This is a genomic window from Duganella sp. BJB476 (assembly GCF_003416895.1).
GTDB lineage: Bacteria > Pseudomonadota > Gammaproteobacteria > Burkholderiales > Burkholderiaceae_D > Rugamonas.
Window position 1 is genome coordinate 437,872 of record NZ_QVIO01000001.1, and the last position, 24,381, is coordinate 462,252.

At 65.7% G+C, this 24,381-nt stretch carries 24 protein-coding genes; 17 read left to right on the forward strand and 7 right to left on the reverse strand.

Annotated elements, in window-relative coordinates:
• Positions 1 to 3 precede the first annotated feature (3 nt).
• The 13 genes from motB to D0T21_RS01980 all read left to right on the forward strand — a co-directional run bounded on the left by motB (position 4) and on the right by D0T21_RS01980 (position 12,106).
• Complete coding sequence (motB, locus tag D0T21_RS01920) at positions 4 to 957, forward strand: flagellar motor protein MotB (RefSeq protein ID WP_116988164.1); 954 nt, start codon at positions 4 to 6, stop codon at positions 955 to 957.
• 61 nt (positions 958 to 1,018) lie between these two features.
• Positions 1,019 to 1,567 (forward strand): chemotaxis protein, encoded by a 549-nt coding sequence (locus tag D0T21_RS01925; RefSeq protein ID WP_116988165.1) that lies wholly within the window; start codon positions 1,019 to 1,021, stop codon positions 1,565 to 1,567.
• A 65-nt stretch (positions 1,568 to 1,632) separates the two neighbouring features.
• Positions 1,633 to 1,998 (forward strand): response regulator, encoded by a 366-nt coding sequence (locus D0T21_RS01930; RefSeq protein ID WP_026334355.1) that lies wholly within the window; start codon positions 1,633 to 1,635, stop codon positions 1,996 to 1,998.
• A gap of 45 nt (positions 1,999 to 2,043) precedes the next feature.
• Positions 2,044 to 4,239 carry a chemotaxis protein CheA gene (gene cheA, locus D0T21_RS01935; protein ID WP_116988166.1) on the forward strand — a complete coding sequence of 732 codons (2,196 nt, stop codon included), beginning with the start codon at positions 2,044 to 2,046 and terminating at the stop codon, positions 4,237 to 4,239.
• Between the two features lie 19 nt (positions 4,240 to 4,258).
• Complete coding sequence (locus tag D0T21_RS01940) at positions 4,259 to 4,747, forward strand: chemotaxis protein CheW (RefSeq protein ID WP_020702286.1); 489 nt, start codon at positions 4,259 to 4,261, stop codon at positions 4,745 to 4,747.
• A gap of 124 nt (positions 4,748 to 4,871) precedes the next feature.
• Entirely contained in the window at positions 4,872 to 6,593 is a 1,722-nt protein-coding gene (locus D0T21_RS01945; RefSeq protein ID WP_116988167.1) for a methyl-accepting chemotaxis protein, read from the forward strand.
• Between the two features lie 72 nt (positions 6,594 to 6,665).
• Positions 6,666 to 7,535: a CheR family methyltransferase gene (locus tag D0T21_RS01950; RefSeq protein WP_116988168.1), complete on the forward strand. Its 870-nt coding sequence runs from the start codon at positions 6,666 to 6,668 to the stop codon at positions 7,533 to 7,535.
• 9 nt (positions 7,536 to 7,544) lie between these two features.
• A complete protein-coding gene (gene cheD / locus D0T21_RS01955) occupies positions 7,545 to 8,144 on the forward strand; it encodes a chemoreceptor glutamine deamidase CheD (protein ID WP_020702289.1) in 600 nt (199 codons plus the stop codon).
• Between the two features lie 50 nt (positions 8,145 to 8,194).
• A complete protein-coding gene (locus tag D0T21_RS01960; protein ID WP_116988169.1) occupies positions 8,195 to 9,274 on the forward strand; it encodes a chemotaxis response regulator protein-glutamate methylesterase in 1,080 nt (359 codons plus the stop codon).
• Positions 9,275 to 9,398: 124 nt separating this feature from the next.
• A complete protein-coding gene (gene cheY, locus D0T21_RS01965) occupies positions 9,399 to 9,788 on the forward strand; it encodes a chemotaxis response regulator CheY (RefSeq protein ID WP_008450066.1) in 390 nt (129 codons plus the stop codon).
• On the forward strand, positions 9,788 to 10,435 hold the full coding sequence (gene cheZ / locus D0T21_RS01970; RefSeq protein ID WP_116988170.1) for a protein phosphatase CheZ: 648 nt from the start codon (positions 9,788 to 9,790) through the stop codon (positions 10,433 to 10,435). The genes cheY and cheZ overlap by 1 nt, the downstream gene beginning before the upstream one ends.
• 45 nt (positions 10,436 to 10,480) lie before the next feature.
• Complete coding sequence (locus D0T21_RS01975; RefSeq protein ID WP_116988171.1) at positions 10,481 to 11,689, forward strand: EAL and HDOD domain-containing protein; 1,209 nt, start codon at positions 10,481 to 10,483, stop codon at positions 11,687 to 11,689.
• 63 nt (positions 11,690 to 11,752) lie between these two features.
• On the forward strand, positions 11,753 to 12,106 hold the full coding sequence (locus D0T21_RS01980; protein WP_116988172.1) for a hypothetical protein: 354 nt from the start codon (positions 11,753 to 11,755) through the stop codon (positions 12,104 to 12,106).
• Here D0T21_RS01980 and panC read toward each other — a convergent pair.
• From panC to D0T21_RS02000, 4 genes are all read right to left on the reverse strand, one after another.
• Complete coding sequence (panC, locus tag D0T21_RS01985; protein ID WP_116988173.1) at positions 12,103 to 12,942, reverse strand: pantoate--beta-alanine ligase; 840 nt, start codon at positions 12,940 to 12,942, stop codon at positions 12,103 to 12,105. The genes D0T21_RS01980 and panC overlap by 4 nt on opposite strands.
• Before the next feature lie 40 nt (positions 12,943 to 12,982).
• Complete coding sequence (locus D0T21_RS01990; RefSeq protein WP_199538382.1) at positions 12,983 to 13,936, reverse strand: ScpA family protein; 954 nt, start codon at positions 13,934 to 13,936, stop codon at positions 12,983 to 12,985.
• Positions 13,937 to 13,953: 17 nt separating this feature from the next.
• Positions 13,954 to 14,163, reverse strand: a complete 210-nt coding sequence (locus D0T21_RS01995) for a DUF3460 family protein (RefSeq protein WP_008450053.1) — start codon at positions 14,161 to 14,163, stop codon at positions 13,954 to 13,956.
• A gap of 90 nt (positions 14,164 to 14,253) precedes the next feature.
• Positions 14,254 to 15,006, reverse strand: coding sequence for a S9 family peptidase (locus tag D0T21_RS02000; RefSeq protein WP_158567948.1), 753 nt, complete (start codon positions 15,004 to 15,006; stop codon positions 14,254 to 14,256).
• A 185-nt stretch (positions 15,007 to 15,191) separates the two neighbouring features.
• Here D0T21_RS02000 and D0T21_RS02005 point away from each other — a divergent pair, with 185 nt between their 5' ends.
• Together D0T21_RS02005 and D0T21_RS02010 are read left to right on the forward strand one after the other, a co-directional pair.
• On the forward strand, positions 15,192 to 16,091 hold the full coding sequence (locus tag D0T21_RS02005; protein WP_116988175.1) for a DMT family transporter: 900 nt from the start codon (positions 15,192 to 15,194) through the stop codon (positions 16,089 to 16,091).
• An 85-nt stretch (positions 16,092 to 16,176) separates the two neighbouring features.
• Positions 16,177 to 17,853, forward strand: coding sequence for a hypothetical protein (locus tag D0T21_RS02010; RefSeq protein ID WP_116988176.1), 1,677 nt, complete (start codon positions 16,177 to 16,179; stop codon positions 17,851 to 17,853).
• On the opposite strand, the gene D0T21_RS02015 is transcribed toward D0T21_RS02010, so the two are convergent.
• Positions 17,819 to 18,724, reverse strand: a complete 906-nt coding sequence (locus D0T21_RS02015) for a LysR family transcriptional regulator (RefSeq protein WP_116988177.1) — start codon at positions 18,722 to 18,724, stop codon at positions 17,819 to 17,821. The two genes, D0T21_RS02010 and D0T21_RS02015, sit on opposite strands and share 35 nt — an antisense overlap.
• 121 nt (positions 18,725 to 18,845) lie before the next feature.
• Between D0T21_RS02015 and D0T21_RS02020 the strand changes: the two genes are divergently transcribed.
• Positions 18,846 to 19,469 carry a glutathione S-transferase family protein gene (locus tag D0T21_RS02020; protein ID WP_116988178.1) on the forward strand — a complete coding sequence of 208 codons (624 nt, stop codon included), beginning with the start codon at positions 18,846 to 18,848 and terminating at the stop codon, positions 19,467 to 19,469.
• Between the two features lie 12 nt (positions 19,470 to 19,481).
• On the forward strand, positions 19,482 to 21,521 hold the full coding sequence (locus D0T21_RS02025) for a pyridoxamine 5'-phosphate oxidase family protein (protein WP_116988179.1): 2,040 nt from the start codon (positions 19,482 to 19,484) through the stop codon (positions 21,519 to 21,521).
• An 18-nt stretch (positions 21,522 to 21,539) separates the two neighbouring features.
• On the opposite strand, the gene D0T21_RS02030 is transcribed toward D0T21_RS02025, so the two are convergent.
• Positions 21,540 to 23,279: a PHB depolymerase family esterase gene (locus D0T21_RS02030; protein ID WP_116988180.1), complete on the reverse strand. Its 1,740-nt coding sequence runs from the start codon at positions 23,277 to 23,279 to the stop codon at positions 21,540 to 21,542.
• 115 nt (positions 23,280 to 23,394) lie between these two features.
• Entirely contained in the window at positions 23,395 to 24,330 is a 936-nt protein-coding gene (locus D0T21_RS02035) for a LysR family transcriptional regulator (protein WP_116988181.1), read from the reverse strand.
• Positions 24,331 to 24,381 lie beyond the last annotated feature (51 nt).

Sequence of the window (24,381 nt, forward strand, 5' to 3'; positions counted from 1 at the left end):
GCCATGGCTGAAGAGGGCTTGCGGCCGATTATCGTCAAGCGCATCAAGAAGGGCGGCGGCGGCCACCATGGCGGCGCCTGGAAGATCGCGTACGCCGACTTCGTGACGGCGATGATGGCCTTCTTCCTGCTGATGTGGCTGCTCGGCTCGACCACCAAGGGCGACCTCAACGGCATCTCCGAATACTTCAAGACCCCGCTCAAGGTGGCGCTGCAGGGCGGCTCGGGCAGCGGCGACAGCTCGTCGGTGATCCCCGGCGGCGGCAAGGACTTGACGCGGCGCGACGGCCAGGTCAAGGCCAGCGACGATCCGGTGATCAAGAAAACCTTTAACCTGACCGCCGCCAAGGCCGCGCTGGAAGCCGAGGAAAACCAGCGCCTGAAGGCGCTCAAGGAAAAGATCGAAGCCAAGATCGAGGCCAACCCGCTGCTGAAGAAATACAAGGAGCAGCTGCTGCTCGACATCACCAGCGAAGGCTTGCGGATCCAGATCGTCGACGAGCAGAACCGCCCGATGTTCGCGCTGGCCAAGGCCGAGCTGCAACCGTACACGCGCGAGATCCTGCACGAGATCGGCTTCGTGCTGAACGAGGTGCCCAACCGCATCGGCCTGTCCGGCCACACCGACTCGACGCCCTACCTGAGCGACGCCGGCTACAGCAACTGGGAATTGTCGGCCGACCGCGCCAACGCCTCGCGGCGCGAGCTGATCGCCGGCGGCATGGCCGACAACAAGGTGCTGCGGGTGGTGGGGCTGGCCTCGGCCGCCCACCTGGACAAGGCCGACCCGTTCAACCCGATCAACCGCCGCATCAGCATCATCGTGATGAACAAGCGCACCGAGGAAAACGTGATGCGCGACGGCGCCCGCCAGATGGACGTGGGCGCGGAAGAAGCGGCGGCTGCCGCGGCGGCGGCGCAGGCGCCGGCGCCGGCCGGACCGCCGGTGCGCAAATAAGCAGGTGTACGAAGTAGTGGAATAAGTAGGTGAAAGACATGCGCAGAACAACGAGACTGTTATGACGAGAAAAAAAATCCTGGGCTCACATGTAAAACGCCTGCTGTCGGGCGTGTCTGACCACGGACGCAAGCATTTGACCGAAGTGGAGACCGATCTGATCCAGACCGGCCTGCTGCTGGAGGAAGCGATCGAAAAGCTGTCCTTCAACTTCATGGCCATCCATCAGGCGGTCGAGGCCGAGCAAGCCACCATCCAGCTGCTGCTCGAGGGCGGCACCGCCACGCCCGAGCAGCGCAGCCAGCTCGAAGCGCTGCAGGGCCAGGTGGGCGGCTATGTCAACGCCGCCATCACCAGCCTGCAATTCCAGGACATGACCAGCCAGCTGCTCGACCGCACCCTGAAGCGGGTCACCGGCCTGCGCGAATTCCTCGGCACCCTGGGCGCGCACGGCGCCGAGATGCTGCCCGAGAGCGACAACGAGGAAATCGTCGCGCTGCTGGGCAAGGTCAGCATGGCGCTGGCGATCCAGAGCCTGGAGCTGCGCAGCGTGCTGCGCAAGGCCGTCAGCCAACAACACCTGGAGAGCGGCGACATCGAATTATTCTGAACGCCGCAACCTGCCGATTGATACAAACGGGGCCCGTGTCCCGCATTTAATGAGTGAGAACCAAGATGGCCAAGACAATACTTGCAGTTGATGATTCCAGTTCCCTGCGCCAGATGGTGGCCTTCAGCTTGAAGGCGGCCGGCTACCTGGTGGTGGAAGCGGTGGACGGCCAGGACGGGCTGGAAAAAGCCAAGCTGCAAAGCGTCGACCTGGTGCTGACCGACCAGAACATGCCGCGCATGGACGGCTTGCAGCTGATCAAGCTGCTGCGCGAACTGCCGACCTACCAGAAGACCCCTATCCTGATGCTGACCACCGAATCGTCCGACGAGATGAAAGCCAAGGGCCGCGCCGCCGGCGCCAACGGCTGGCTGGTCAAGCCTTTCGATCCCCAGCGGCTCATCGAGGTAGTGAAGAAGGTCATCGGCTGATAAGGCGCATGCAATGATGCTGAGCGAAACTTACGGAGTATCCCCATGACCATCGATATAAGCCAGTTCTTCCAGGTCTTTTTCGATGAGGCCGAGGAGCTGCTGGCTGAAATGGAGCGCCTGCTGCTGGCGGTCGACGTCGCGCAGCCGGACGCCGAAGACCTGAACGCGATCTTCCGCACCGCCCATTCCGTCAAGGGCGGCGCCTCCACGTTCGGCGTGACCGACATGACCGAGGTGACCCACATCCTCGAGACCCTGCTCGACCGCGTCCGCAAGGGCGAGATGGCGCTGACCTCGGAGCACGTGGACGCCTTCCTGGCGGCCAAGGACATCCTCAAGATGCAGCTCGACGGCCACCGCCACGGCAGCACGGTCGACCAGGACGCGGTCGGCGACGTGCGCATGATGCTGCAGTCGCTGGCGCAGGACGTGCCGCTGGCGGCCATGGCCGCCGTGGCGCCGTCGTTCCACGCGGCCGAGGCCAAGACGGTCGACCACAGCGGCGGGCGCCGCTACCGGCTGGAACTGCCGGCCATGGTGCACCGCGAAGTGACCGCGCTGGGCGCCGAGCTGGGCCTGATGGGCCATGTGGCTATCACGCCGCTCGACCGCGACCGCAACGCCATGGTGGTCACCACCCACGAGAGCCTGGACGACATCATCGCCATCTGCTCCTTCGTGCTGAACCCGGACGACATGGTGGTGACCGAGCTGCCGGCGCTGGACGCCAAACAGGCCAAGCTGGAAAACGCCGAGCGCTCCAAGGTCGAGAAGGACCTGGGCTACGGCTTCTTCGACGAGGCCGAGCTGCACCCGGCCGCCGCCGGCGGGGCGGAAGGCTACGGTTTCTTCCAGCCGCTCGACGAGATCCGCGCGGCCGCCCAGGCCGGCAGCGAGGATGCGCAGGGCTATGGCTTCTTCCAGCCGGTCGAGCAGATCCGCGCCGCCGCCGGCATCGTCATCGAGGCGCCGGCCGCGCAGCAGCAGGCCGCCGACGAGGAAAAGAAAGCCGCCAAGAAAGAAGAGAAGGGCGGCGCCGGCCCCGGCGCCGAATCGTCGTCGATCCGCGTGTCGATCGAAAAAGTCGACCAGCTGATCAACCTGGTGGGCGAGCTGGTCATCACGCAAGCGATGATCGAGCAGCGCGTCGACACGTTGGACCCGATGGTGCACGAGCGCCTATTAAATAGCGTGAGCCAGCTGACCCGCAACACCCGCGACCTGCAGGAAGCGGTGATGTCGATCCGCATGATGCCGATGGACTTCGTGTTCTCGCGCTTCCCGCGCATGGTGCGCGACCTCGCGGCCAAGCTGGGCAAGAAGGTCGACTTCATCACCAACGGCGCCGCGACCGAACTGGACAAGGGCCTGATCGAGCGCATCGTCGACCCGCTGACCCACCTGGTGCGCAACTCGATCGACCACGGCATCGAGATGCCCGAGGTGCGCCGCGCCGGCGGCAAGAGCGACGCCGGCCGCCTGTTCCTGTCGGCCTCCCACCAGGGCGGCAACATCATCATCGAAGTGTCGGACGACGGCGGCGGCCTGAACCGGGAACGCATCCTGGCCAAGGCCGAGCAGAGCGGCCTGCCGCTGCACGAGAACATGAGCGACGCCGAAGTATGGCAGCTGATCTTCGCGCCCGGCTTCTCGACCGCCGAGCAGGTGACCGACGTCTCCGGCCGCGGGGTCGGCATGGACGTGGTCAAGCGCAACATCACCGCGATGGGCGGGGTGGTCGACATCCGCTCGGCCAAGGGCTTCGGCACCACCATCTCGATCTCGCTGCCGCTGACGCTGGCGATCCTGGACGGCATGTCGATCCGGGTCGGCGAGGAGGTCTACATCCTGCCGCTGGGCTTTGTCATCGAATCGCTGCAGCCGGCGCCGGAAGACGTCAAGGAAATCTCCGGCAAGGGCCGGGTGATCAAGGTGCGCGGCGAATACCTGCCGCTGGTGCCGCTGTACCAGATGTTCGGCATCGCGCCGCGCTTCACCGACCCCTGCCAGGGCATCGTGGTCATCATCGAGACCGACGGCCGCAAGGCCGGCCTGTTCATCGACGACCTGGTCGGCCAGCAGCAGGTGGTGGTCAAGAACCTGGAATCGAATTACCGCAAGGTGGCCGGCATCTCCGGCGCCACCATCCTGGGCGATGGCGGCGTGTCGCTGATTCTCGATGTCGCCGCCCTGATACGCTCATCCCGTCAGCTTGCTGACGAACAGATTTTTAGCTAATCCCACCAAGGAAACCATCATGGCAGACGTACTAACCACCGGAGCGAACGAGATCGCCGGCCACGAATACCTAGCGTTCACGCTGGGGTCGGAGGAATATGGCATCGACATCCTCAAGGTGCAGGAAATCCGCGGTTACGAAACGGTGACCCGGATCGCCAATGCCCCCGCCTTCATCAAGGGCGTGATCAACCTGCGCGGCATCATCATTCCGGTGGTCGACATGCGCATCAAGTTCAATCTTGGCGAGCCGGTGTACGACCAGTTCACCGTGGTCATCATCCTCAACATCGGCGGCCGCATCGTCGGCATGGTGGTCGACTCGGTCTCGGACGTGACCACGCTCACGCCCGAGCAGGTCAAGCCGGCGCCGGAGATGGGCACCGCCTTCAGCTCCGACTACATGATTGGACTGGGCACCATTGATGAGCGTATGCTGATCCTGGTGAACATCGACAAGCTGATGTCGAGCGCCGAGATGGGCTTGATGGAGCAGATCGCGGCCTGAACCTCGCCGCGGCAGCGCAGCACGGCAGCGCCCAACAGAGTGCGCGCCACTACCTACACGATAACGGGGTCCGCAGGCAGTTCCCGGCGGACGACAGAACAGACAGCATAGGGGAGAAAACAACATGAATTTACGTGATTTCAAAATTGGCGCACGACTGCGCATCGGCTTCGGCAGCATCCTGGCGATCCTGGTGGCGATGGTCCTGATGACCAACTACCTGAACTACAGCAACAAGAGCAAGCTGACCCAGGGGCTCGAGCTGTCGACCGGCAAGAACCTGCAGGCCGGCACCATGAAGAGCTCGATGCTCGAGACCGGCATCGCCATGCGCAACATCGGCCTGCAATCGGACGTCAGCCTGATGCAGAAGGAAGAGCAGAAGGTCAAGGACCAGCGCGCCCGCTACGACAAGGCGCTGGCCGACCTGAAGGCGCTCGGCCTGAACGACGCCGAGAAGAAGGTGCTGGCCGACATCGCCGCGCTGGACGCCGACGTCGACAAGGCTTTCAAGGAAGCCATCGGCCAGGTGCTGGCGTTTAACAGCGAAGGCGCGGCCAAGGTGATTTCCGGCCGCATCGACCCGCTCAACCAGCAGACCCTGACCCTGATCAACAAGCTGGTCGACATGCAGCAGGCCAACGCCAAGGATGTGATGGCCGGCTCGGTCACCGCCGACCGCAGCCTGATGATGGTGCTGTTCGTGCTGGGCGCGGTGGCCGTGGCCATCGGCGTGGTGTGCGCCGCCGTCATCACCCGCTCGATCACCGTGCCGCTGTCGGGCGCGGTCGAGGTGGCGCAGAAAGTGGCGGCCGGCGAGCTGACCTCGCAAGTCTACGTCGAAGGCAAGGACGAGACCAGCGAACTGCTGCAGGCGCTCAAGGACATGAACGACAGCCTGGCCAAGACCGTGGGCGACGTCCGCACCGGCACCGAGCTGATCTCGACCGCCTCGCAGGAAATCGCCTCCGGCAACGCCGACCTGTCGGCGCGCACCGAGTCGCAGGCCAGCTCGCTGGAGGAGACCGCCTCGTCGATGGAGGAACTGACCTCCACCGTCAAGCAGAATGCCGACAACGCCCGCCAGGCCAACCAGCTGGCCGTGACCGCCTCGTCGGTGGCGGAAAAGGGCGGCACCGTGGTGTCGCAAGTGGTCGAGACCATGGGCTCGATCAAGGCCAGCTCCAGCAAGATCGTCGACATCATCGGCGTCATCGACGGCATCGCCTTCCAGACCAACATCCTGGCGCTGAACGCCGCCGTCGAGGCGGCCCGTGCGGGCGAGCAGGGCCGCGGTTTCGCGGTGGTCGCTTCCGAGGTGCGCAACCTGGCGCAGCGCTCGGCCGGCGCCGCCAAGGAAATCAAGGAACTGATCGGCGACTCGGTCAACAAGGTCGACGCCGGCAGCAAGCTGGTCGACGAGGCCGGCCAGACCATGGACCTGATCGTCACCTCGATCCGCCAGGTGGCCGACATCATGGGCGAGATCACCGCCGCCACCCAGGAACAGAGCAACGGCATCGAGGAAGTCAACCAGGCTATCACCCAGATGGACGAGATGACCCAGCAGAACGCCGCGCTGGTGGAAGAGGCGGCCGCGGCCGCCGAGAGCATGCAGGAACAGGCCGAGATGCTGGCGCAGGCCGTCAGCATCTTCAAGCTGAACCAGGACGACGCCCGTCGTCCGGCCGCCCGCAAGGCCGCGCCTGCGGCCCGTCCGGCGCCGGCGGTGAGCACCCGTCCGGCGCCAGCAGCGCGTCCGGCGGTGGCCGCCGCCAAGCCGGCCGCGCCCAAGAAGCTGGCCAGCGCCGCGCCGTCCGCCGGCGAGGAGTGGGAAGAGTTTTAAGTAGTCCGCAGCAAGGCGGCGCCTGCGGCGCCGTCGCAGGCATTGTTAGTTTTACATGAAGGAATACAGAACATGCCGCAAACCAAAGACACCGTCAAAGAGTTTGATTTCAACGCCAAGGACTTCGAACGCGTCCGCGGCCTGATCTACAAACGGGCCGGCATCTCGCTGGCCGACAGCAAGCAAGAGATGGTGTACAGCCGCCTGGCGCGGCGTTTGCGCGCCACCGGCATCGACTCGTTCGGCAAGTACCTGGACGACCTCGAAGCCGGCCGCCTGGGCGAGGAATGGGAGTCGTTCACCAACGCGCTGACCACCAACCTGACCTCGTTCTTCCGCGAGGCGCACCACTTTCCGCTGCTGGCCGAGCACATCAAGCACAAGCGCGAACCGATCACCATCTGGTGCTCGGCCAGTTCGACCGGCGAGGAACCGTACTCGATCGCCATGACCGTGTGCGAGGCGTTCAACACGCTCACGCCCAACTGCCACATCATCGCCACCGACATCGACACCAATGTGCTGGCCACGGCCGCCAACGGCGTCTACACCATGGACCGGCTGGACAAGATGTCGCCCGAGCGTTCGCGCCGCTTTTTCCTGAAAGGCAAGGGCGACCGCGAGGGCATGGCCCGCGTGCGGCCCGAGCTGCGCAATATGATCACCTTCAAGCCGCTCAACCTGCTGGCCGATGGCTGGCCGCTGAGCGGCCAGTTCGACGTGATCTTTTGCCGCAACGTCATGATTTACTTCGACAAAGCCACGCAGCGTAAAATCCTGTCCCGCTTTGTCCCATTGATGAAACCGGACGCCTTGCTGTTTGCGGGCCATTCGGAGAATTTCCTCTACGTGTCGGAGTCGCTCAAACTACGCGGCAAGACGGTGTATGAGCTGGACGAACAACACCGTGGCGCTGCCCTCAAAGCATCGCAACGCACATGAGAGTAAAACATGGACCTCGAACAATTTGCCACGAACGTATATTTCGATAGAACGTTCGACTGCGAAGCCGCCAAGATCCTGCCGGGCGAGTATTACTTCACCAACAAGGACATGTTGATCGTCACCGTGCTCGGCTCGTGCGTGTCGGCCTGCATCCGCGACCGCGTCACCGGCCTGGGCGGCATGAACCACTTCATGCTGCCCGACGGCGGCAGCGACACCAACAGCCCGGTGTCGGCCTCGGCCCGCTACGGCACCTACGCGATGGAAATCCTGATCAACGATTTGCTCAAGGCCGGCGCCAAGCGCGAGAACATGGAGGCCAAGGTGTTCGGCGGCGGCGCGGTGTTGAAAGGTTTCACCGCCATCAACGTCGGCGAACGCAACGCCGCCTTCGTGCTGAACTTCCTCAAGGTCGAGAAAATCCGCGTGGTGGCCGAAGACTTGAACGACATCCACCCGCGCAAGGTGTATTTCTTCCCGCGCAGCGGCAAGGTGCTGGTCAAGAAGCTGATGCAGACCCACAACGACACGCTGGCCAAGCGCGAGATCGAATACGCCAGCCGCCTGAAGAAGGCGCCGGTGGGCGGCGAGATCGACCTGTTTTGAACTATTGTTAAGAATGTAGTCAGGGCCTTTTGCCCGGAAAGTAGCATTTTATGAAGATCAAAGTCCTGATCGTCGACGACTCCGCGCTGATCCGCAGCGTGATGAGCGAGATCATCAACAGCCAGCCCGACATGGAAGTGGTGGGCGTGGCCCCCGATCCGCTGGTCGCGCGCGAGCTGATCAAGCAAACCAACCCCGACGTGCTGACCTTGGACGTCGAGATGCCGAAGATGGACGGCCTCGACTTCCTGGAAAAGCTGATGCGCCTGCGGCCGATGCCGGTGGTGATGGTGTCCTCGCTGACCGAGCGCGGCTCCGAGATCACCATGCGCGCGCTGGAACTGGGCGCGGTCGACTTCGTCACCAAGCCGAAGATCTCGATCCAGGCCGGCATGCGCGAGTACACCGAGCTGATCACCGACAAGATCCGCGCCGCCTCCAAGGCGCGGGTGCGGGCCCGCACCCTGCCGCAGCCGGGCGCCGACGGCCAGCAGGGCCAGACCCAGCTGCCGCAGCTGCGCAATCCGCTGACCTCGTCGGAAAAACTGATCATCATCGGCGCCTCCACCGGCGGCACCGAGGCGATCCGCGAATTCCTGATGCAGATGCCGTCCGACTGTCCCGGCATCCTGATCACCCAGCATATGCCGGAAGGCTTTACCCGTTCGTTCGCCAAGCGCCTCGATTCGCTGTGCAAGATCTCGGTGCAGGAAGCGGCCGGCAACGAGCGGGTGCTGCCCGGCCACGCCTACATCGCGCCCGGCCACTCGCACCTGTACCTGACCCGCAGCGGCGCCAACTACATGACCAAGATCGACCAGGCCGAGCCGGTCAACCGCCACCGGCCCTCGGTCGACGTGCTGTTCCGTTCGGCCGCCCAGTGCGCCGGCAAGAACGCGGTCGGCGTGATCCTGACCGGCATGGGCAAGGATGGCGCGGCCGGCATGCTGGAGATGAAGGGGGCGGGGGCGTATAATTTCGCCCAGGACGAGGCCAGCTGCGTGGTGTTCGGCATGCCGCGCGAGGCGATCGCCATCGGCGCCGCCCATGAAGTGGGGGCCTTGCAAGCCTTGCCCGGCATGGTGCTGGGCTACCTGGCGGCCCACGGCATGCGCGCATTACGGGTTTAAATCGTCAAGTGTGACGTTTTACTGCTACTTTGTTCGCCTTAAAGCAACGAAAATGCTATCCTACAACTTGCTGGCACGTAGAACTTATTAACAACCACCGCGTAGAGAAACAACGGAGTAATTCATGGCTGATCCAAAGATGAAATTTTTAGTCGTTGACGATTTTTCGACGATGCGCCGCATTGTCCGGAATCTGTTAAAAGAACTGGGTTATGCCAATGTCGACGAGGCCGAAGACGGCGTGATGGCGCTGGCCAAGCTGCGCGCCGAATCGTTCGACTTCGTCGTGTCCGACTGGAACATGCCGAACATGGACGGTCTGACCATGTTGCAGAACATTCGCGCCGATCCCGCGCTGGCCAAGCTGCCGGTGCTGATGGTGACCGCCGAAGCCAAGAAGGAAAACATCATCGCGGCGGCCCAGGCCGGCGCCAACGGCTACGTGGTCAAGCCGTTCACCGCTGCCACGCTGGATGAAAAGCTGAACAAGATCTTCGAGAAGCTCGGAGCTTGATGATGGTTGAGCAACAAAGCGGCGCCATCGCGGCTGCGGTGGAGCCGAATGAAGAGTTTTTGTCGCGCATCGGTCACATGACGCGCGCCTTGCATGAAAGCCTGCGCGGCCTGGGCCTGGATAAATTGATCGAGAAAGCGGCGTCGGACATCCCGGACGCCCGCGACCGGCTGGACTACGTGGCGCGCCTCAGCGAAGACGCGGCGCAGAAAGTGTTGAACGCCACCGACGCCGCCAGTCCCCTGCAGGACCAGATCGGCGGCGACGCAAAGCAATTGAGCGCCTCGTGGAACGGCCTGCTGGCGGCCGGCGCCTCGGACGAACAGTGGCGCGCGCTGGCGCAGCAGACCGTCGCCGCGCTGGACGGCGCATCGGCCGGGACTTCGCAGACCAAGGCGCACCTGATGGACATCATGATGGCGCAGGACTTCCAGGACCTGACCGGACAGGTGATCAAGAAGGTCACTTCGATCGCGCAAAACCTCGAAAAGCAGCTGGTGCAGATGCTGATCGACTTTGCGCCCGAACAGATGAAGAAGGAAATCGACAACGGCTTGCTGAACGGACCGCAAATCGATCCGACCCGCGAGAACGTGGTGGCTGACCAGGAGCAGGTGGACGACTTGCTGGATAGTCTGGGCTTCTGATCTGTACCGGCCCGTTCGCCGCGGGCCTACTCCGATACGAGCATCATGCATCAAACCAATTTCCTCGTCCGTGAGCCGCTGCTCGATCCCAAGCAGCGCGTGGTTGGGTATGAACTCTGCTGGCAGCGGCAGGGTGACGCGCCGTCCACCCCGGCCGCGCTGGAAGCGCTGGTGGCCTTTGTCGCCGGCCAGATGGTCGACGGCGACGACAACTGGCTGCTGCGCGACAAGACCCTGTTCCTCGAAGCGGTGCCGGCCATGCTGTCGACCGACGCGCTGCACCAGTTGCCGCCGGAACGCACCGTCCTTTCGATCAAGACCTCCGAACTGGCCCAGCCCGACACGCTGACCGCCGTGCAAGCCTTGCGCGCCGGCGGCGTCGGCGTGCTGCTGCGCGAAGCCGACCTGACCCGCATCGGCGCCCGCCTGCCGACCATCGCCTCGTATGTGGAAGTGCGCTTTTCCGGCGCCGACGTCGGCAGCCAGGCGCGCGCCTACGCGGCGCTGAAGCAGTCGACGGTGGCGATGGTGGCGCGCCCGGTCAGCAACTGGGCCGATTTCGACGCCTGCGCCGCGCTCGGCCTGAACGCCTTCGTCGGCAAGCTGCACCTGACGCCGCGCCCCAGCAGCGACAGCAAGGGCATGAACCCGGCCCAGACCATCATCATGCAGCTGATGCAGATGGTGCGGCAGAACGCCGACCTGCCGCAGCTGGAAGCGGTGCTCAAGCGCGACGCCACGCTGTCGTACAAGCTGCTGCGCTTCATCAACTCGGCCGGCTTCGGCGCCGGGCGCGAGATCCAGTCGCTCAAGCAGGCGCTGACCCTGCTGGGCTACACGCCGCTGTACCGCTGGCTGACCTTGCTGCTGGCCACGGCCAGCACCTCGGGCTATTCGCCGGTGCTGCTGGAGACGGCGGTGGTGCGCGGCCGCCTGGCCGAGCTGCTGGCGCTGGGCGCGCTGGGCAAGAGCGAGGCGGAAAACGTCTTCGTGGCGGGCATGTTCTCGCTGCTGGACCGGCTGCTGGGCATCGCCATGGAAGAGGTGTTGGCCAACATCCAGCTGTCCGACGACGTGGTCGCCGCGTTGCTGACGCGCAGCGGCAAGTACGGGCCCTACCTGGCGCTGGCGGAGGCCTGCGAACTCAATTCCGACCTGGTGGCCTCGCTGGCCGCCTCCCTCAAGCTGAGCCCGGAAGACGTCAACAAAGCCCATCTGTCGGCGCTGGCCTGGGCGCAAAACGTCGCCGCCTGACCAGTCTCAAGCGGCGCCCGTGCGGGCGTTGACAGCGCGGGATGGCGGGCGGATTATCGGCGTATGAACTCGAATTCCGACAAGGAGTATATCGACGCCAGGGTGGATGGCATCCGGGCCGTGCTCGACGAGCGCACCGAGGCGATTCGCGACTCGATGGAAGCGATGCGCGTGGCGGTGGAGGCCAAGATAGACAGCGCTTTTGAGCGCGCGGTGTCGCAGTTCGTCAAATGGATGGTTGGTACGCTGCTTGCCGGAATTACGATAGTCATCTCGGTCATGACCTTTGTGCTGAACAACGCGATCCCCAAGGCGCAGCCGGCCGCACCGGTGGCGCCGGCCGTCATCATTCAGGTCACGCCGCAGGGCGTCAGCGTATTGCCGGTGACGCCTGCGGCCCCGTCGCCCAAACCTTAAATTTCCAGATTGTCGATCAAGCGGGTGGAGCCCAGCTTGGCGGCCGCCAGCACCACCAGCGGCGTGCCTTGCGCCAGGTCGCCGGCGCTAGGCGGTTGCAGGTCGATGCGGCGGCGGATCGAGATGTAGTCCGGCTGCCAGCCGCGCTGGGCCAGGTCGTCCATCGCCTTGTGCTCCAGCTGGAACACGTCCAGATGGCCGGCTCGCACTTCGGCGGCGACCGAGTTCAGGCTCTGGTACAGGGCCGGCGCCTCGGCGCGCTCGGCCGGCGACAGGTACATATTGCGCGACGACAGCGCCAGGCCGTCGTCGGCGCGGTAGGTCTCGGCGGCGATGATCTCGGTCGGCAGCGCGAACTGGCGGCTCATGTTACGCACGATCATCAGCTGCTGGTAATCCTTCTTGCCGAACACCGCCACGCGCGGCTGCACGCAGGAAAACAGCTTGAGCACCACGGTGGTGACGCCGGTGAAGAAGCCGGGGCGGAACTCGCCCTCCAGCGTGTTGCCCAGGTCGTCGGGCGGACGCACGCGGAATTCCTGCGGCTCCGGATACAGGTCCTTCTCGGTCGGCGCGAACAGCACGTACACGCCTTCCTTCTCCAGCTTTTCGACGTCGGCCTGGAAGGTGCGCGGGTATTTGTCGAAGTCCTCGTTCGGGCCGAACTGCAGGCGGTTGACGAAGATCGACGCCACCACCGGGTCGCCGTGCTTGCGCGCCAGGCGCATCAGCGACAGGTGGCCTTCGTGCAGGTTGCCCATGGTCGGGACGAAAGCGGTGCGCAGTTGGCCGCTGAGTTGGTCGCGCAGTTCTTCTATGGAGGTGACGATTTTCATGACGTGGTCGCTCTGGGCGTAATGGGAATGGGGTGGGGGCTCAGGCAGGCGAGTACGCCAGCCGCACGTAGATCGGCGCGAACGGCTCGGCCTGGGTAATCTCGATCAGCGTTTCCTTGGCCAGCTCCAGCAGCGCGACGAAGTTCACCACCACCACCGGCACGCCGCCGGCGATGTCGAACAGGTCGGCGAACTCGACGAAGCGGCTCGATTGCAGGCGCCGCAGGATGCCGGTCATGTGCTCGCGCACCGACAGTTCCTCGCGGCTGATCTTGTGGTGCTGGGTCAGCTTGGCGCGCTTCATCACGTCCAGCCAGGCTTGCTGCAGGTCGATGGCCTCGACCTCCGGCCAGGCCGGCACCAGGCTTTGCTCGATGAAGATCTGGGTGCGGACGAAATCGCGGTCCAGCTGGGGGATCGTGTTCAGGTCGTAGGCGGCCAGCTTGATTTGCTCGTATTCCAGCAGGCGGCGCACCAGCTCGGCGCGCGGGTCGTCGCTCTCGATGTCGAGTTCGGACTGGCGCTGCGGCAGCAGCATGCGCGACTTGATCTCGATCAGCATGGCCGCCATCAGCAGGTACTCGGCGGCCAGCTCCAGGTTGGACAGGCGGATCTGGTCGACATATTTCAGGTATTGCAGCGTCAGCTGCGCCATCGGGATGTCGAGGATGTTGAAGTTTTGCTTGCGGATCAGGTAGAGCAGCAAGTCCAGCGGGCCTTCGAAGGCGTCGAGGAAGATTTCCAGCGCGTCGGGCGGGATGTACAGGTCGTTGGGCAGCTTGAGCAGCGGCTCGCCGTACAGGCGGGCGAGGGCGGCGACTTCGGTGGTCACGGCGACCGCCTCTGCGGCGGCTTCGGTGGCGCCAACGCCGGCCACATCGGCCGCGTCGCTCAAGGCCTCTGGCGACGGCTGCGCCGACGGCAGTGCCGTCGCCTCGGCGATGCCGTGCTCGGCCACAGTCGGCTGGGTTTCAGCCGTGTCGTCTGGCAACATCCTTGCCGCCCCGGTGCTTAGACTTTGTTCTGATAAACGTAGGCTTGTTGCTTGATGGCCGATTTCAGCTGGCGCTCCTGCTCATCCAGCGACACCGGCGGACGATCCCACAGCAGGGCGCGGCCTTGTTGCTGGCCAGCTTCCATGCCCGGATTCTTTTCCTTCAGCGCCTTGATGAACAGGGTGTGCTCGGATTCGTACATCGAATGTTGTTTGGAGAGTTTCATATTTTCTAAGTGGGTGGATCAGCAAGGCGTATTTTACCGCGCCGCGGCGGCCGGCGGTAATTCTATCGTTGGCCGCGGCGCTTGCCCGGGCTACAAGGTGTGCAAAAAGTGGTCGATGATGCTTTGCTTGATGCGTGGCGCCAACTCCTGGCTGAAACCATGGCCGGTCGGGTAGGTGTCGTGCGTCAGCGCGTGCGGGAAGTGTCGCTCCTTCAAATAGGCCACGATGTCGTTGGACATCTGGAATGACGGCCATACCTGGTCGTTTTGCGCCGAAATCAGCAGGATCGGGCCGTTGATCTTCTCCACCGCGATGCGTGCCTGCCGCACGGCTTGCTGCTGGTCCAGCGCCGCCAGGAACCGGCCGACCTGGGGCAAGGTCTCGTCCTGCGTGGGACTCATGGCCGGGATATCCTTGCCCTGCCAGGTCCAGGCCGACTTTGGCAGGGTACGGCCGAACCATGCCACCGAGCTGGGCGTGGTCGCCACCACCGACTTGATGCGCTTGTCCAGGGACGCCACCAGCAGGGCCGCTTCGGCGCCGCGCGAGCCGCCGACGAAGCCGATGCGCGTGGCGTCCACTTCGGGCTGCGTCTGCAGGAAGTCCAGGGCGCTGATGAAATATTCCAGCGGGATCTGGTCCAGCGTGGCCGGCAGCCCCGACTCCTTGAAATAAGCCAAGCCCAGCACGGCGATGCCCTGCGGGGCCATCATCTGGCCGTTGGCGTCGCCGGTGCCCAGCCCGCCCTCCGAACCGCCGATCGCCACGACGACCGGGACTTTGGCGAGTGTCTTGGGCAGGTAGAGATGGGCCACCAAGTGATGGTAGGCGACCTGTCTCACTTCATATTCGTAGTTTGCGGCGCGCGCCGTCCCGAAAAAAGATACATACAGTATCAAAATACCCATCACTATGCGTTGCATCGCGTTCCCCGGTATGATTGCTTGCCTTGGCAAATCGGCAAGGCGCCATGCTAGCAGTGCGTTGGCGTGGCGGCAACTCATTCCTCAACAACTATCCACCATCGATGACCCAGCGCCTGACGCCCCGCACCGTATTCCTGTTGACCCTGCCGCCGCTGCTATGGGCCGGCAATTCCATCGTCGGCCGGCTGGTGCACGACCAGTTGCCGCCGGTGCTGCTCAATTTCCTGCGCTGGGCGCTGGCGGGCGCCATCCTGCTGCCGCTGGCCGGGCCGGTGTTCGGGCGCGCGGCGGGCATGTGGCGCTACTGGAAGCAGTATGCGCTGCTGGGCCTGCTCGGCATCGGCCTGTACAACACCCTGCAGTACATGGCGCTGCAAACCTCGACCCCGATCAACGTCACGCTGGTGGCCTCCGGCATGCCGGTGTGGATGATGCTGACCGGCTGGCTGTTCTTCGGCGTGCCGGTCGGCCGGCGCCAGGTGGCCGGCGCCGTGCTGTCGATCGCCGGCGTGCTGCTGGTGCTGGCGCGCGGCGAATGGGCGCATCTGCTGGCGCTGCGGCTGGTGGCGGGCGACCTGTTCATGATACTGGCGACCATCGCCTGGTCGCTGTACAGCTGGCTGCTGACGCGCGCCCGTGAACCGGCCGCATTGCGCGCCGACTGGGCCGGCTTCCTGCTGGCGCAGGTGGCGTTCGGCGTGCTGTGGTCGGGCGGCTTCGCGCTGGGCGAGCAGGCGCTGGGCGCGATGCCGGTGCAATGGAGCTGGACCCTGGCGGCCGCGCTGGCCTATGTGGCGATCGGGCCCGGCGTGATCGCGTTCCGCTGCTGGGGCGCGGGTGTGCAGGCGGCGGGGCCTTCGGTTGGCGCCTTCTTCGTCAACCTGACGCCCTTGTTCACCGCCGTGCTGTCGGCCGCCTTCCTGGGCGAGGCCCCGCATGGCTACCACGTGGCGGCGTTTGCGCTGATCGTCGGCGGCATCGTGGTGTCGGCGCGGCGCTAGCGCAAGAAATGTTGACGGAGCGTAACAAGTAGCAGAGCCGGCCGCCGTACACTGCAGCTTCGCCATTACTCAGCGGAGCGACAGTATGCGACCCAGTTCATTCAATCCAAGCGGCATCCTGGCAGCGGCGGCCCTGATCGCCGCCGCGCTGCCGTGGCAAGCGGCGCAAGCCGTCGATGCCAGCGTGCGGGATGCGCTCGCGCCCGGCTTGCTGGGCCTCTATCCCAGCGAACGTTTCAGGCTGGCCACCGGCCGCTGCCAGGACTGCGCGGCGCCCGAACAGGCGCTGTGGTACTTCAGCGACGATATGATCGCCGTGGCCAAGGCCGATGGCGCCGGCTATGCGCCCCGGCTGCGGGCCCAGGAAGACGTCAAGACCTGGCTGGCAGCGGGCGGCGGACGGGCGCGCGACCAAGCGCCGCCGCTGGTGTGGATAGGTTCACCCCATGTGGCCGAGGGGCGGCTGGAGCCGGATGCAAGGCTGACACGGCCCGGCGCCGCCGCGCCCTTGAACGTTGAGTTCACACCCCGGTTGTCGTCCAACCGCTCGTATGCAGATCGCAGCAGCCTGGCGTTCTTTGCCGGCGGCGAGGTCAAGGCCCGCGGCGCGCTGACCGAGGAGCGCTTTGTGATGCGCACGCTGTGGCCCAAGCGTTACGCGCTCGGCGCGGCGGCGCCCAGCCAGCCGCTGGCCATTGGCGAGACCGTCGAAAGCCTGGTCCGCGCCCAGCACGGCGGCGCCACTGCGCCATACGCCAGCCGGACCCTGTGGCGCCGCGACGGCGGCCGCGAGCCCTTGCCGCTGGCGGGCAAGCCGGTGCTGGCCTTCATGCTCAACGGCGCGCAAGGCGACGACGATGAATCCTATGGCGGCCACTTTGCCGTCGCCACCGGCCGCTTCGGCGCCGCCGGCGAATGGGATAACTGGCTGGTGAACAATTTCTACAGCCTGGCATCGATCAGCGAAAAAGGCATCGTCGCCTCGATTCTGCCGATGGACGCCTACATGGGCGACCTCAACAGCGGCCAGGCCTGGTACCGCCCGTCCTACATGCTGGTGGCGGTGCTGAAGGACCAGCGCGCGCCGGCCTTGTACCAGGAGGCGATAGCCCGGGTGTTCAACCACTTCTACCGGCAGGATTTTCACTACCGCCACGCCAGCACCAACTGCGCCGGCATCAACGTCGAAACCCTGCGCACGCTGGGCTGGAACATTCCGCGCCTGGGCGGCGAAAGCCCGCTGAAGGCGGCGGTGGCCCTGCCGTACATGGCGTTGAAAGAGGTCAGCCTGGCCAGCGGCCAGAGCGCCTACGACTACTTGAAGACCGAGCGCACCGAGTTGCTGCCCTTCGTCGCCTTCAACACCATCGCCGACGACCTGCTCAAACGCCTGGCGGCGCCGGGCAGGGCGGCCGGCGGCACACTGGAGGCGCAACTGAGCGAGGACCTGGAAGCGCTGCTGTTCGTGCGCATACCGCAATTCCCGTCGTCGCGCGCCTTTGGCCACGATCCGGTGTTGTCGCTGCGCGAATACCAGCAGCGCGCCCCGGCCAACCGCGCGGACTGGAAGATCGTGCCGGTGGCCCCGCGTGTGCTGCCGGCGGCGTTCACGGATGGCGCCGCACCCAGTGAGCGCAAGCCGCCGTCGGTGATCGCGACCTGGCTCTGGTTCGGCTTTGCGGCGGTGGCGGCGATGGCGCTGCTGACACGCTGCCGCCGCTGGCTGGCTAGTCGCCGGCCGCCAGCTTCAGCGCGTCGATGAACACGCGCACCTTTTGCGGCAGGTGCGGCGTGGCCGGGAACACGGCGTGGATGTCGCCCTCCGGCAGCGACCAGTCCGGCAGCAGCCGCACCAGCCGGCCTGCCGCCAGATCCTCCCGCACCGAAAACCAGGTCGCGCGCAGTACGCCGTCGCCGGCCAGCGCGGCGGCGCGGCAGGCGGTGGCGGTGTTGGTCGAGAACACGATGTTGCGCATCCGGACTTCGCTGTGCTGGCCGGCGCCGTCCTCCAGCGTGAAGGTGTTCGGCTGCCGCAGCACCGTCAGCGCGATGTAGGGCAGCGGCGCCAGCGCCTGTGGATGGTCCGGCATACCATGCCGAGCCACGAAGTCCGGGCTGGCCACCAGCAGGCGCACCATGCGGCCGATGCGCGCCGCCATGTAGCCCGAATCGGCCAGCTTGCCCAGCCGCACCGTCACGTCGATCCCTTCGGCGATCAGGTCGATCAGGCTGTCGCCACACACCAGTTCCACCTTCAGCGCCGGAAAGCGCCGCCGCAACTGCGACAGCACCGGCGCCACCACCATCGTGCCGTAGTCGATCGGCGCGGCCACCCGCAGCGTGCCCTGCGGCACCGCGCGGCCGCTGCGGGCGTGCTCGATGGCCAACTCGGCCTGCTGCAACAGTTGCCGGCTGGCGTCGTAGAAATCGCGGCCGGCCTCGGTCAGCGACAGTTTGCGGGTCGAGCGCAGCAGCAGGCCGACGCCGACCTCGGCCTCCAGCAACTGCATGTGCTTGCTGACCATGGACTTGGCCAGGCCCAGGCGTTCGGCGGCGGCCGTCAGCGAGCCTGCGTCCACCACGGCGACGAAGGTAATCAGGCGGTTCAGGTTGACGGTGCTTAAATCGGCCATGGCGTGTTCGGAGAGTGATTGTTCACCTAGGGTGAACTTAGTGTCCGGTTTTGTCCAGCTTATCAGCACGATTGCAGCTGAATATACTGGCCAGACTATCCATCCTTGCAGGAGATTGATCATGAAACTATACGGCTCCCCCCTTTCCGGCCACACCCACCGTGCGCGCTTGTTCCTCAGCCTGCTGAACTTGCCGTACGAATTCGTCCAGCTCGACATGCGGGCCGGTGAGAACCGCACGCCCGAACATCTGGCGCGCAGCCCCTTCGGCGAAATACCGGTACTGGAAGACGGCGACCTGACCTTGCCCGATTCGACCGCGATCCTGGTCTACCTGGCCTTGAAATACGACGACAGCGGCCGCTGGTTGCCGCGCGAACCGGTGGCGGCGGCCACGGTGCAGCGCTGGCTGTCCAACGCCTCGGGCAAGATCGCCTACGGCCCGTGCGTGGCGCGGCTGGTGGTGGCGTTCGGCATGCCGTTCGATCACGAGCGCGCCAAGAGCATCGCGGTGCGACTGTTCGACGCGATGGAGGTCGAACTGGCCGGCCGCCGCTTTGCGCTGGGCGATCAGCCCAGCATCGCCGACGTCGCCGCCTTCAGCTACATCGAGCATGCGCCGGAAGGCGGCGTGTCGCTCAAGCCGTATCCGAACATTCGCGCCTGGCTGGCCAACGTCCGCGCCTTGCCCGGCTTTGTGGCGATGCCCGCCACGGCGTGTGGCCTGGCGCCAGAAACCATCTGAACGGAGACCATCATGAGCGCCACACCATTCCATGCGGGCGAACTGGCGATCCAGCAGCGGATGGGCGTGCGCGAGCAGATGGCCGGCGCCGGCGCGGCCGGTGTGCGCGACTACATGCCGGACCAGCATCGCCAGTTCTTCGGTGAGCTGCCGCTGTTCTTCATCGGCGCGCTGGATGGCGCGGGGCAGCCGTGGGCCACCATGCTGGTCAACGATGCGGGTTTCGTTTCGACGCCGGACGCGCGTACGCTGCACATCGCCGGCGGCATGCTGGCCGGCGATCCACTGCAAGGCCAACTGCGCGAGGGCGCCCACATCGGCGGGCTGGGACTGGTGCCGACCACGCGGCGGCGCAACCGCGTCAATGGCGTGATCGCGGCGGTCGATGAAGGCGGCATGCGGGTGGCGGTGACGCAGAGCTTCGGCAACTGCCCGCAGTACATCCAGGACCGGGTGCAGACGCCGGTGCCGGCCGTGCCGGTGCCGCAGGTGCTGCGGGCCGCCGTGTTGAGCGCGCAGGACCGCGAGCTGATCGCGCGCGCCGACACCTTCTTCATCGCCAGCGCCAACCTGGAGACCGAGGCTGGACGGGGCGTCGATGTCTCGCATCGCGGCGGACGGCCCGGCTTCGTACGGGTGGACGGCGAGCGCACGCTGACGTCGCCTGAATTCGTCGGTAACTTCTTCTTCAACACGATGGGCAATCTGCTCGGCTATCCGCGCGCGGGCTTGCTGTTCATCGACTTCGAACGCGGCGACATGCTGCATGTGGCGGTGGAGGCGGAGATCATCTGGGAAGGTGCGCAACTGAGGGCCTTTGCCGGCGCGGAGCAGCTACTGCGCTTCCACGTGCGCGAAGTGGTGCGCAATGTGGGTGCGCTGCCGTTCCGCTGGAGCGCGCCCAAGCCGGCCGTGCAAGTGGCGCGCACCGGCGTCTGGGAAGAGGCGGACCGCGTGCTGCAAGCGGCCGCGCTGACCAGCGCGTGGCGTCCGTACACCGTCACCGAGGTGGTGCGGGAGAGCGCCACGGTGCAATCGTTCCATCTGGAGCCGGCCGACGGCATGGGCGTGGCCTCGCATGTGCCGGGCCAGTTCATCTCGCTGCGCGCGCCGGTGGACGGCGTGCAGCGCATCCGCAGCTATACCTTGTCCGATGCGCCGAACGGCCGCAGCTACCGCATCAGCGTCAAACGCGACGGCGCCGTATCCGGCTGGCTGCACGAGCATCTGGCGCCGGGCGCGCGCATCGAGCTGCTGGGGCCTGGCGGCGACTTCACGTTCGAACAGGGCACGCGGCGGCCGGCGGTGCTGCTGTCCGCCGGCATCGGCATCACGCCGATGATCGCCATGCTGAACGGTTTGCTGGTGAACGGCAGCCGTACGCGGCACCGCCATCCCATCCACTTTTTCCACGGCGCCCGCAACCGCGATGAGCACGCGTTTGCCGAACGCCTGCAAACGCTGGCTGCGGGTCATCGCAACCTCAACGTCCACATACGCTATAGCGGCGGCGAGGCCGAGGCCAGCGACATCGCCAACTGGCAGGCCAGCGCCGGCCGCATCGACCTGGATTGGTTGAAGTCGCAGCTGCCGTTCGACGATTACGATTTCTACCTGTGCGGTCCGGCCGCGTTCATGCAGCAGATGTACGACGGTCTGCGCAGCCTGAACATCGCCGATGCGCGCATACGCTTCGAGGCCTTCGGTCCGGCCAGCGTGCGGCGCGACACACCAGCGGCCAGCAGCGTGACCAACAGCGCGGCCAAGCCTGCCGAGCGGCCGGCCAGACCGGTAGCGGTGCAGTTTTCGCAGTCGGGCATGTCGGCGTTATGGGACGGCAGCGCAGGCAGCTTGCTGGAGCTGGCCGAAGCTAAAGGCGTGCCGGTTGAATCGAGCTGCCGTTCGGGCCAGTGCGGCTCATGCGCGGCCGGCCTGCTCTCCGGTACTGTCGAATACACGCGCACCTGCGGCGCCGAGGTCGCGGCGGGGCAGGTGCTGATGTGCTCAGCGATCCCCGCCGCCGGCAGTACGGCCATCACGCTGGCGCTGTGACGACGGGCCGTGCTTCAATCAGAGGCAGGCGCCGATCACGTAATAGCCGGCCGCCGTCTGCGCCAGCACGGTGGTGAAGAACAGATTGTCCAGCCCCATGTTCTGATTGGAACCGTTGGCCAGCGCGTAGCCGCCGCTGTCGTGCGCGCGGCCCGCGTGCACATGGGCGTAGTTGCTGGCGTTGACGGCGGTACAGCTCCACGCCGATGCGGTGGTGATGTTGATCGCCGTCGATAGCGCGCTCTCGCCCGAAGCCCCGACCGCAGACACCGCGAAGCTGTAGCCGGTGCTGGCCGCCAGCCCACTGGCGGTGTAGCTGGTGGCGCTCAGCGGCGACGCGGTCAACTTGGCGCCGTTGCGATACACGTTGTAGCCGGTGGCGCCGTTGACGGCGTTCCAGCTCAGCGCCACGGCGCTGGCGGTCGGCGTGCCCGCGCTCAAGCCGGTCGGCGGCGGCAGCACCGGCGCGCTGCCGACCAGGAATTGCGCCAACGGGCAGCCGGTCGAGACCTGGCCCAGCGTGTCGGTGGCGCTGACGCTGCCGGTGTAGTAGCCGCTGGCGACGTTGTAGCTCTTGCTGAAGCTGGCGCCGCTGCCAGCCGCCGCATCGTTGATCGCGGTCGGACCGTTCAGCTGCACCGCGTAGCTGGCCACGCTGCCGCTGGCCGTGGCCGCGCCGCTGATGGTGACGCCGCTGCTGCTGACCACCGTGGTGCCGCAGGAAGTCATCACCGGCCCCGGCGTCGCCGAAGCGCGCAGATTATTCTTGAACCAGAAATCCATGACGAAGGCCGGGTAGTTGACCCGGGTGCTGTCGACATAATTGGTGTTCTGGCCGCCGCTGCCGGCCGGCCACGCGTGGCCCATGCCGCTCACCGTGATCTCGTGCGTGCGCAGCTTGCCGTTGCTGTCGGTGTAGGGCACGTTGCTGCCGCCGCCCGGCACCGCGACCGCAGCGCCCTTGGTGTAGCTGCCGCCATAGGCCAGGCGGATGCCGGCCGTGTCGATCGGGCCGTAGCCCTGCGCCACCGTGAAGTCTGAAGTGCCCCAGACGGCGCCGGCGATCTGCGTGGCGAAGGCGCCGGCGTTGGCGCCCGCCATCGCCTTGCACTGGTTGCCGGCCGTGGTGGCGGTATAACCGGAGGGTACGGCGCCGATCTGCAAGGTGGTGGTGCCCGGCGGCGGCCCGGCGTTGATGCCGACGCCGGCGAAGATGTCCGGCGCCAGGCAGCCCAGCACCATGGTCTCGCCGCCGCCGGACGACAAGCCCGTCACATATACCTGCCTGGGATCGATGGCGTACTGCGGATCGTTGACGAAGCGGCCCACCAGGTCGAGCAGGATGGCGTCGTGACCGGCGGCGCTGCGGTTGTGGGTGGTGTTTGCGTAGTCCCAGCAGTGGTTGTTGTAGACATTGCCGGTGGCGTTGGGCGCGAGGATTACGGCGCCGTATTGATCGGCCATCGCCTTCCAGTTGAAGCCACCGTCGCCGCCGCTGTCGATCACGTCGCCGCCGGCCGTTTGCAGGCAGCCGTGCAGCACCAGCACAAGCGCGCGCTGGCCGCCCAGCGTGGGCTGCGAAGCGGGCCAGTAGAAGTAACCGGTGAGATTGCCGCCGTTGACGCTGTCGGTGGCCCAGGTCTGCTGCGCGCTCCACGTGCCGGGACCGGCCGTCACCGCTTGCGCCAGGCAGGCCGCCGCCAGCAGGATCGTACAGACGAATGCGTGCGACACCAATCGCTTGATGTTGATTGCCATGATAGTCTCCGTTGTTGTTGGTGGGTGCGCCGGCAGCAGGAAAATAGTAGATCAAATCAGCACGCGCACGCGCACCCCAGTATTTTTACTGTTGTGCAATCAGCAGGGCAGGGACTCAGCCCAGCGACTTGATGTAGCGGGGATCGATCTGCGCGCAGTAGCCGGCGCAAGCCTGGCGGGCGGCGTTGGCGGCGGCGTGCACCAGCATCTCGGCATTGGAGTGGAAGCACATCGAGACGATGATGGCCGGCGGCTCCGGCTGCACCGGCAGTTCGATGAACTCGCCGTTCTTGAGCGCGTCCACCACGAACAGGCTGGGGATGGCGGCCACGCCGTAGCCGTCCTTCACCAGCTGGACGATGGCCGCCACCGACGGCGAGCAGGTGATGCGGGTCTGCTCCAGCGGCACCATCGCCAGGTTGGCCATCTTGCTGACGATTTCCTCGATCATGCGCTGCGGCGCCGTGCCGCGCCCGAAGGTCAGGATGGGCAGTGCCAGCAGGCGCTGGTTCAGGCCTTCCTTGCGCGTGTCGATCAGGCCTTTGCGGGCGATCCAGTGCAGGGGATACACGGCCAGCGCCTCGGAGACGATGTCACTGCTTTCCACGCCCTCGACCTGGATCACCAGATCGAGCTCGCGCGCGCGCAGGCGCCGCTCCAGCACATTGCTCATGTCGACCGTCAGGTCCACCTCCAGCTCCGGGTACATGGTGTTCAACTCGCGGATGTACTGCGCCAGCCAGCTGTGCACCACCGATTCGATCACGCCCACCCTCAGGCGGCCGCGGATCGCGCTGTCCTTCTGGGCCGCCGCCATCAGCCGGCGCGTGGCGTCGACCACCGCCTTGGCATGGGCCAGCAGGTATTCGGCGTTGGCGGTGAGGCGGAAGTCCTTGCTGGCGCGGTCGATCAATTCCGTTTGCAGCTCCTCTTCCAGCGTCTTGATGCGCAGCGAGATGGCGGCCGGCGTGGCGTGCAGCGCCCGGGCGGTGGCGCGGAAGCTGCGTAATTGGGCGAGGGTGACGAAGGTCTCCAGGAAGCGGGTGTTCATGGCAAACAAGAATACCTTAACCCGACGCACCAAGATAGCGCGGAGTGGTAA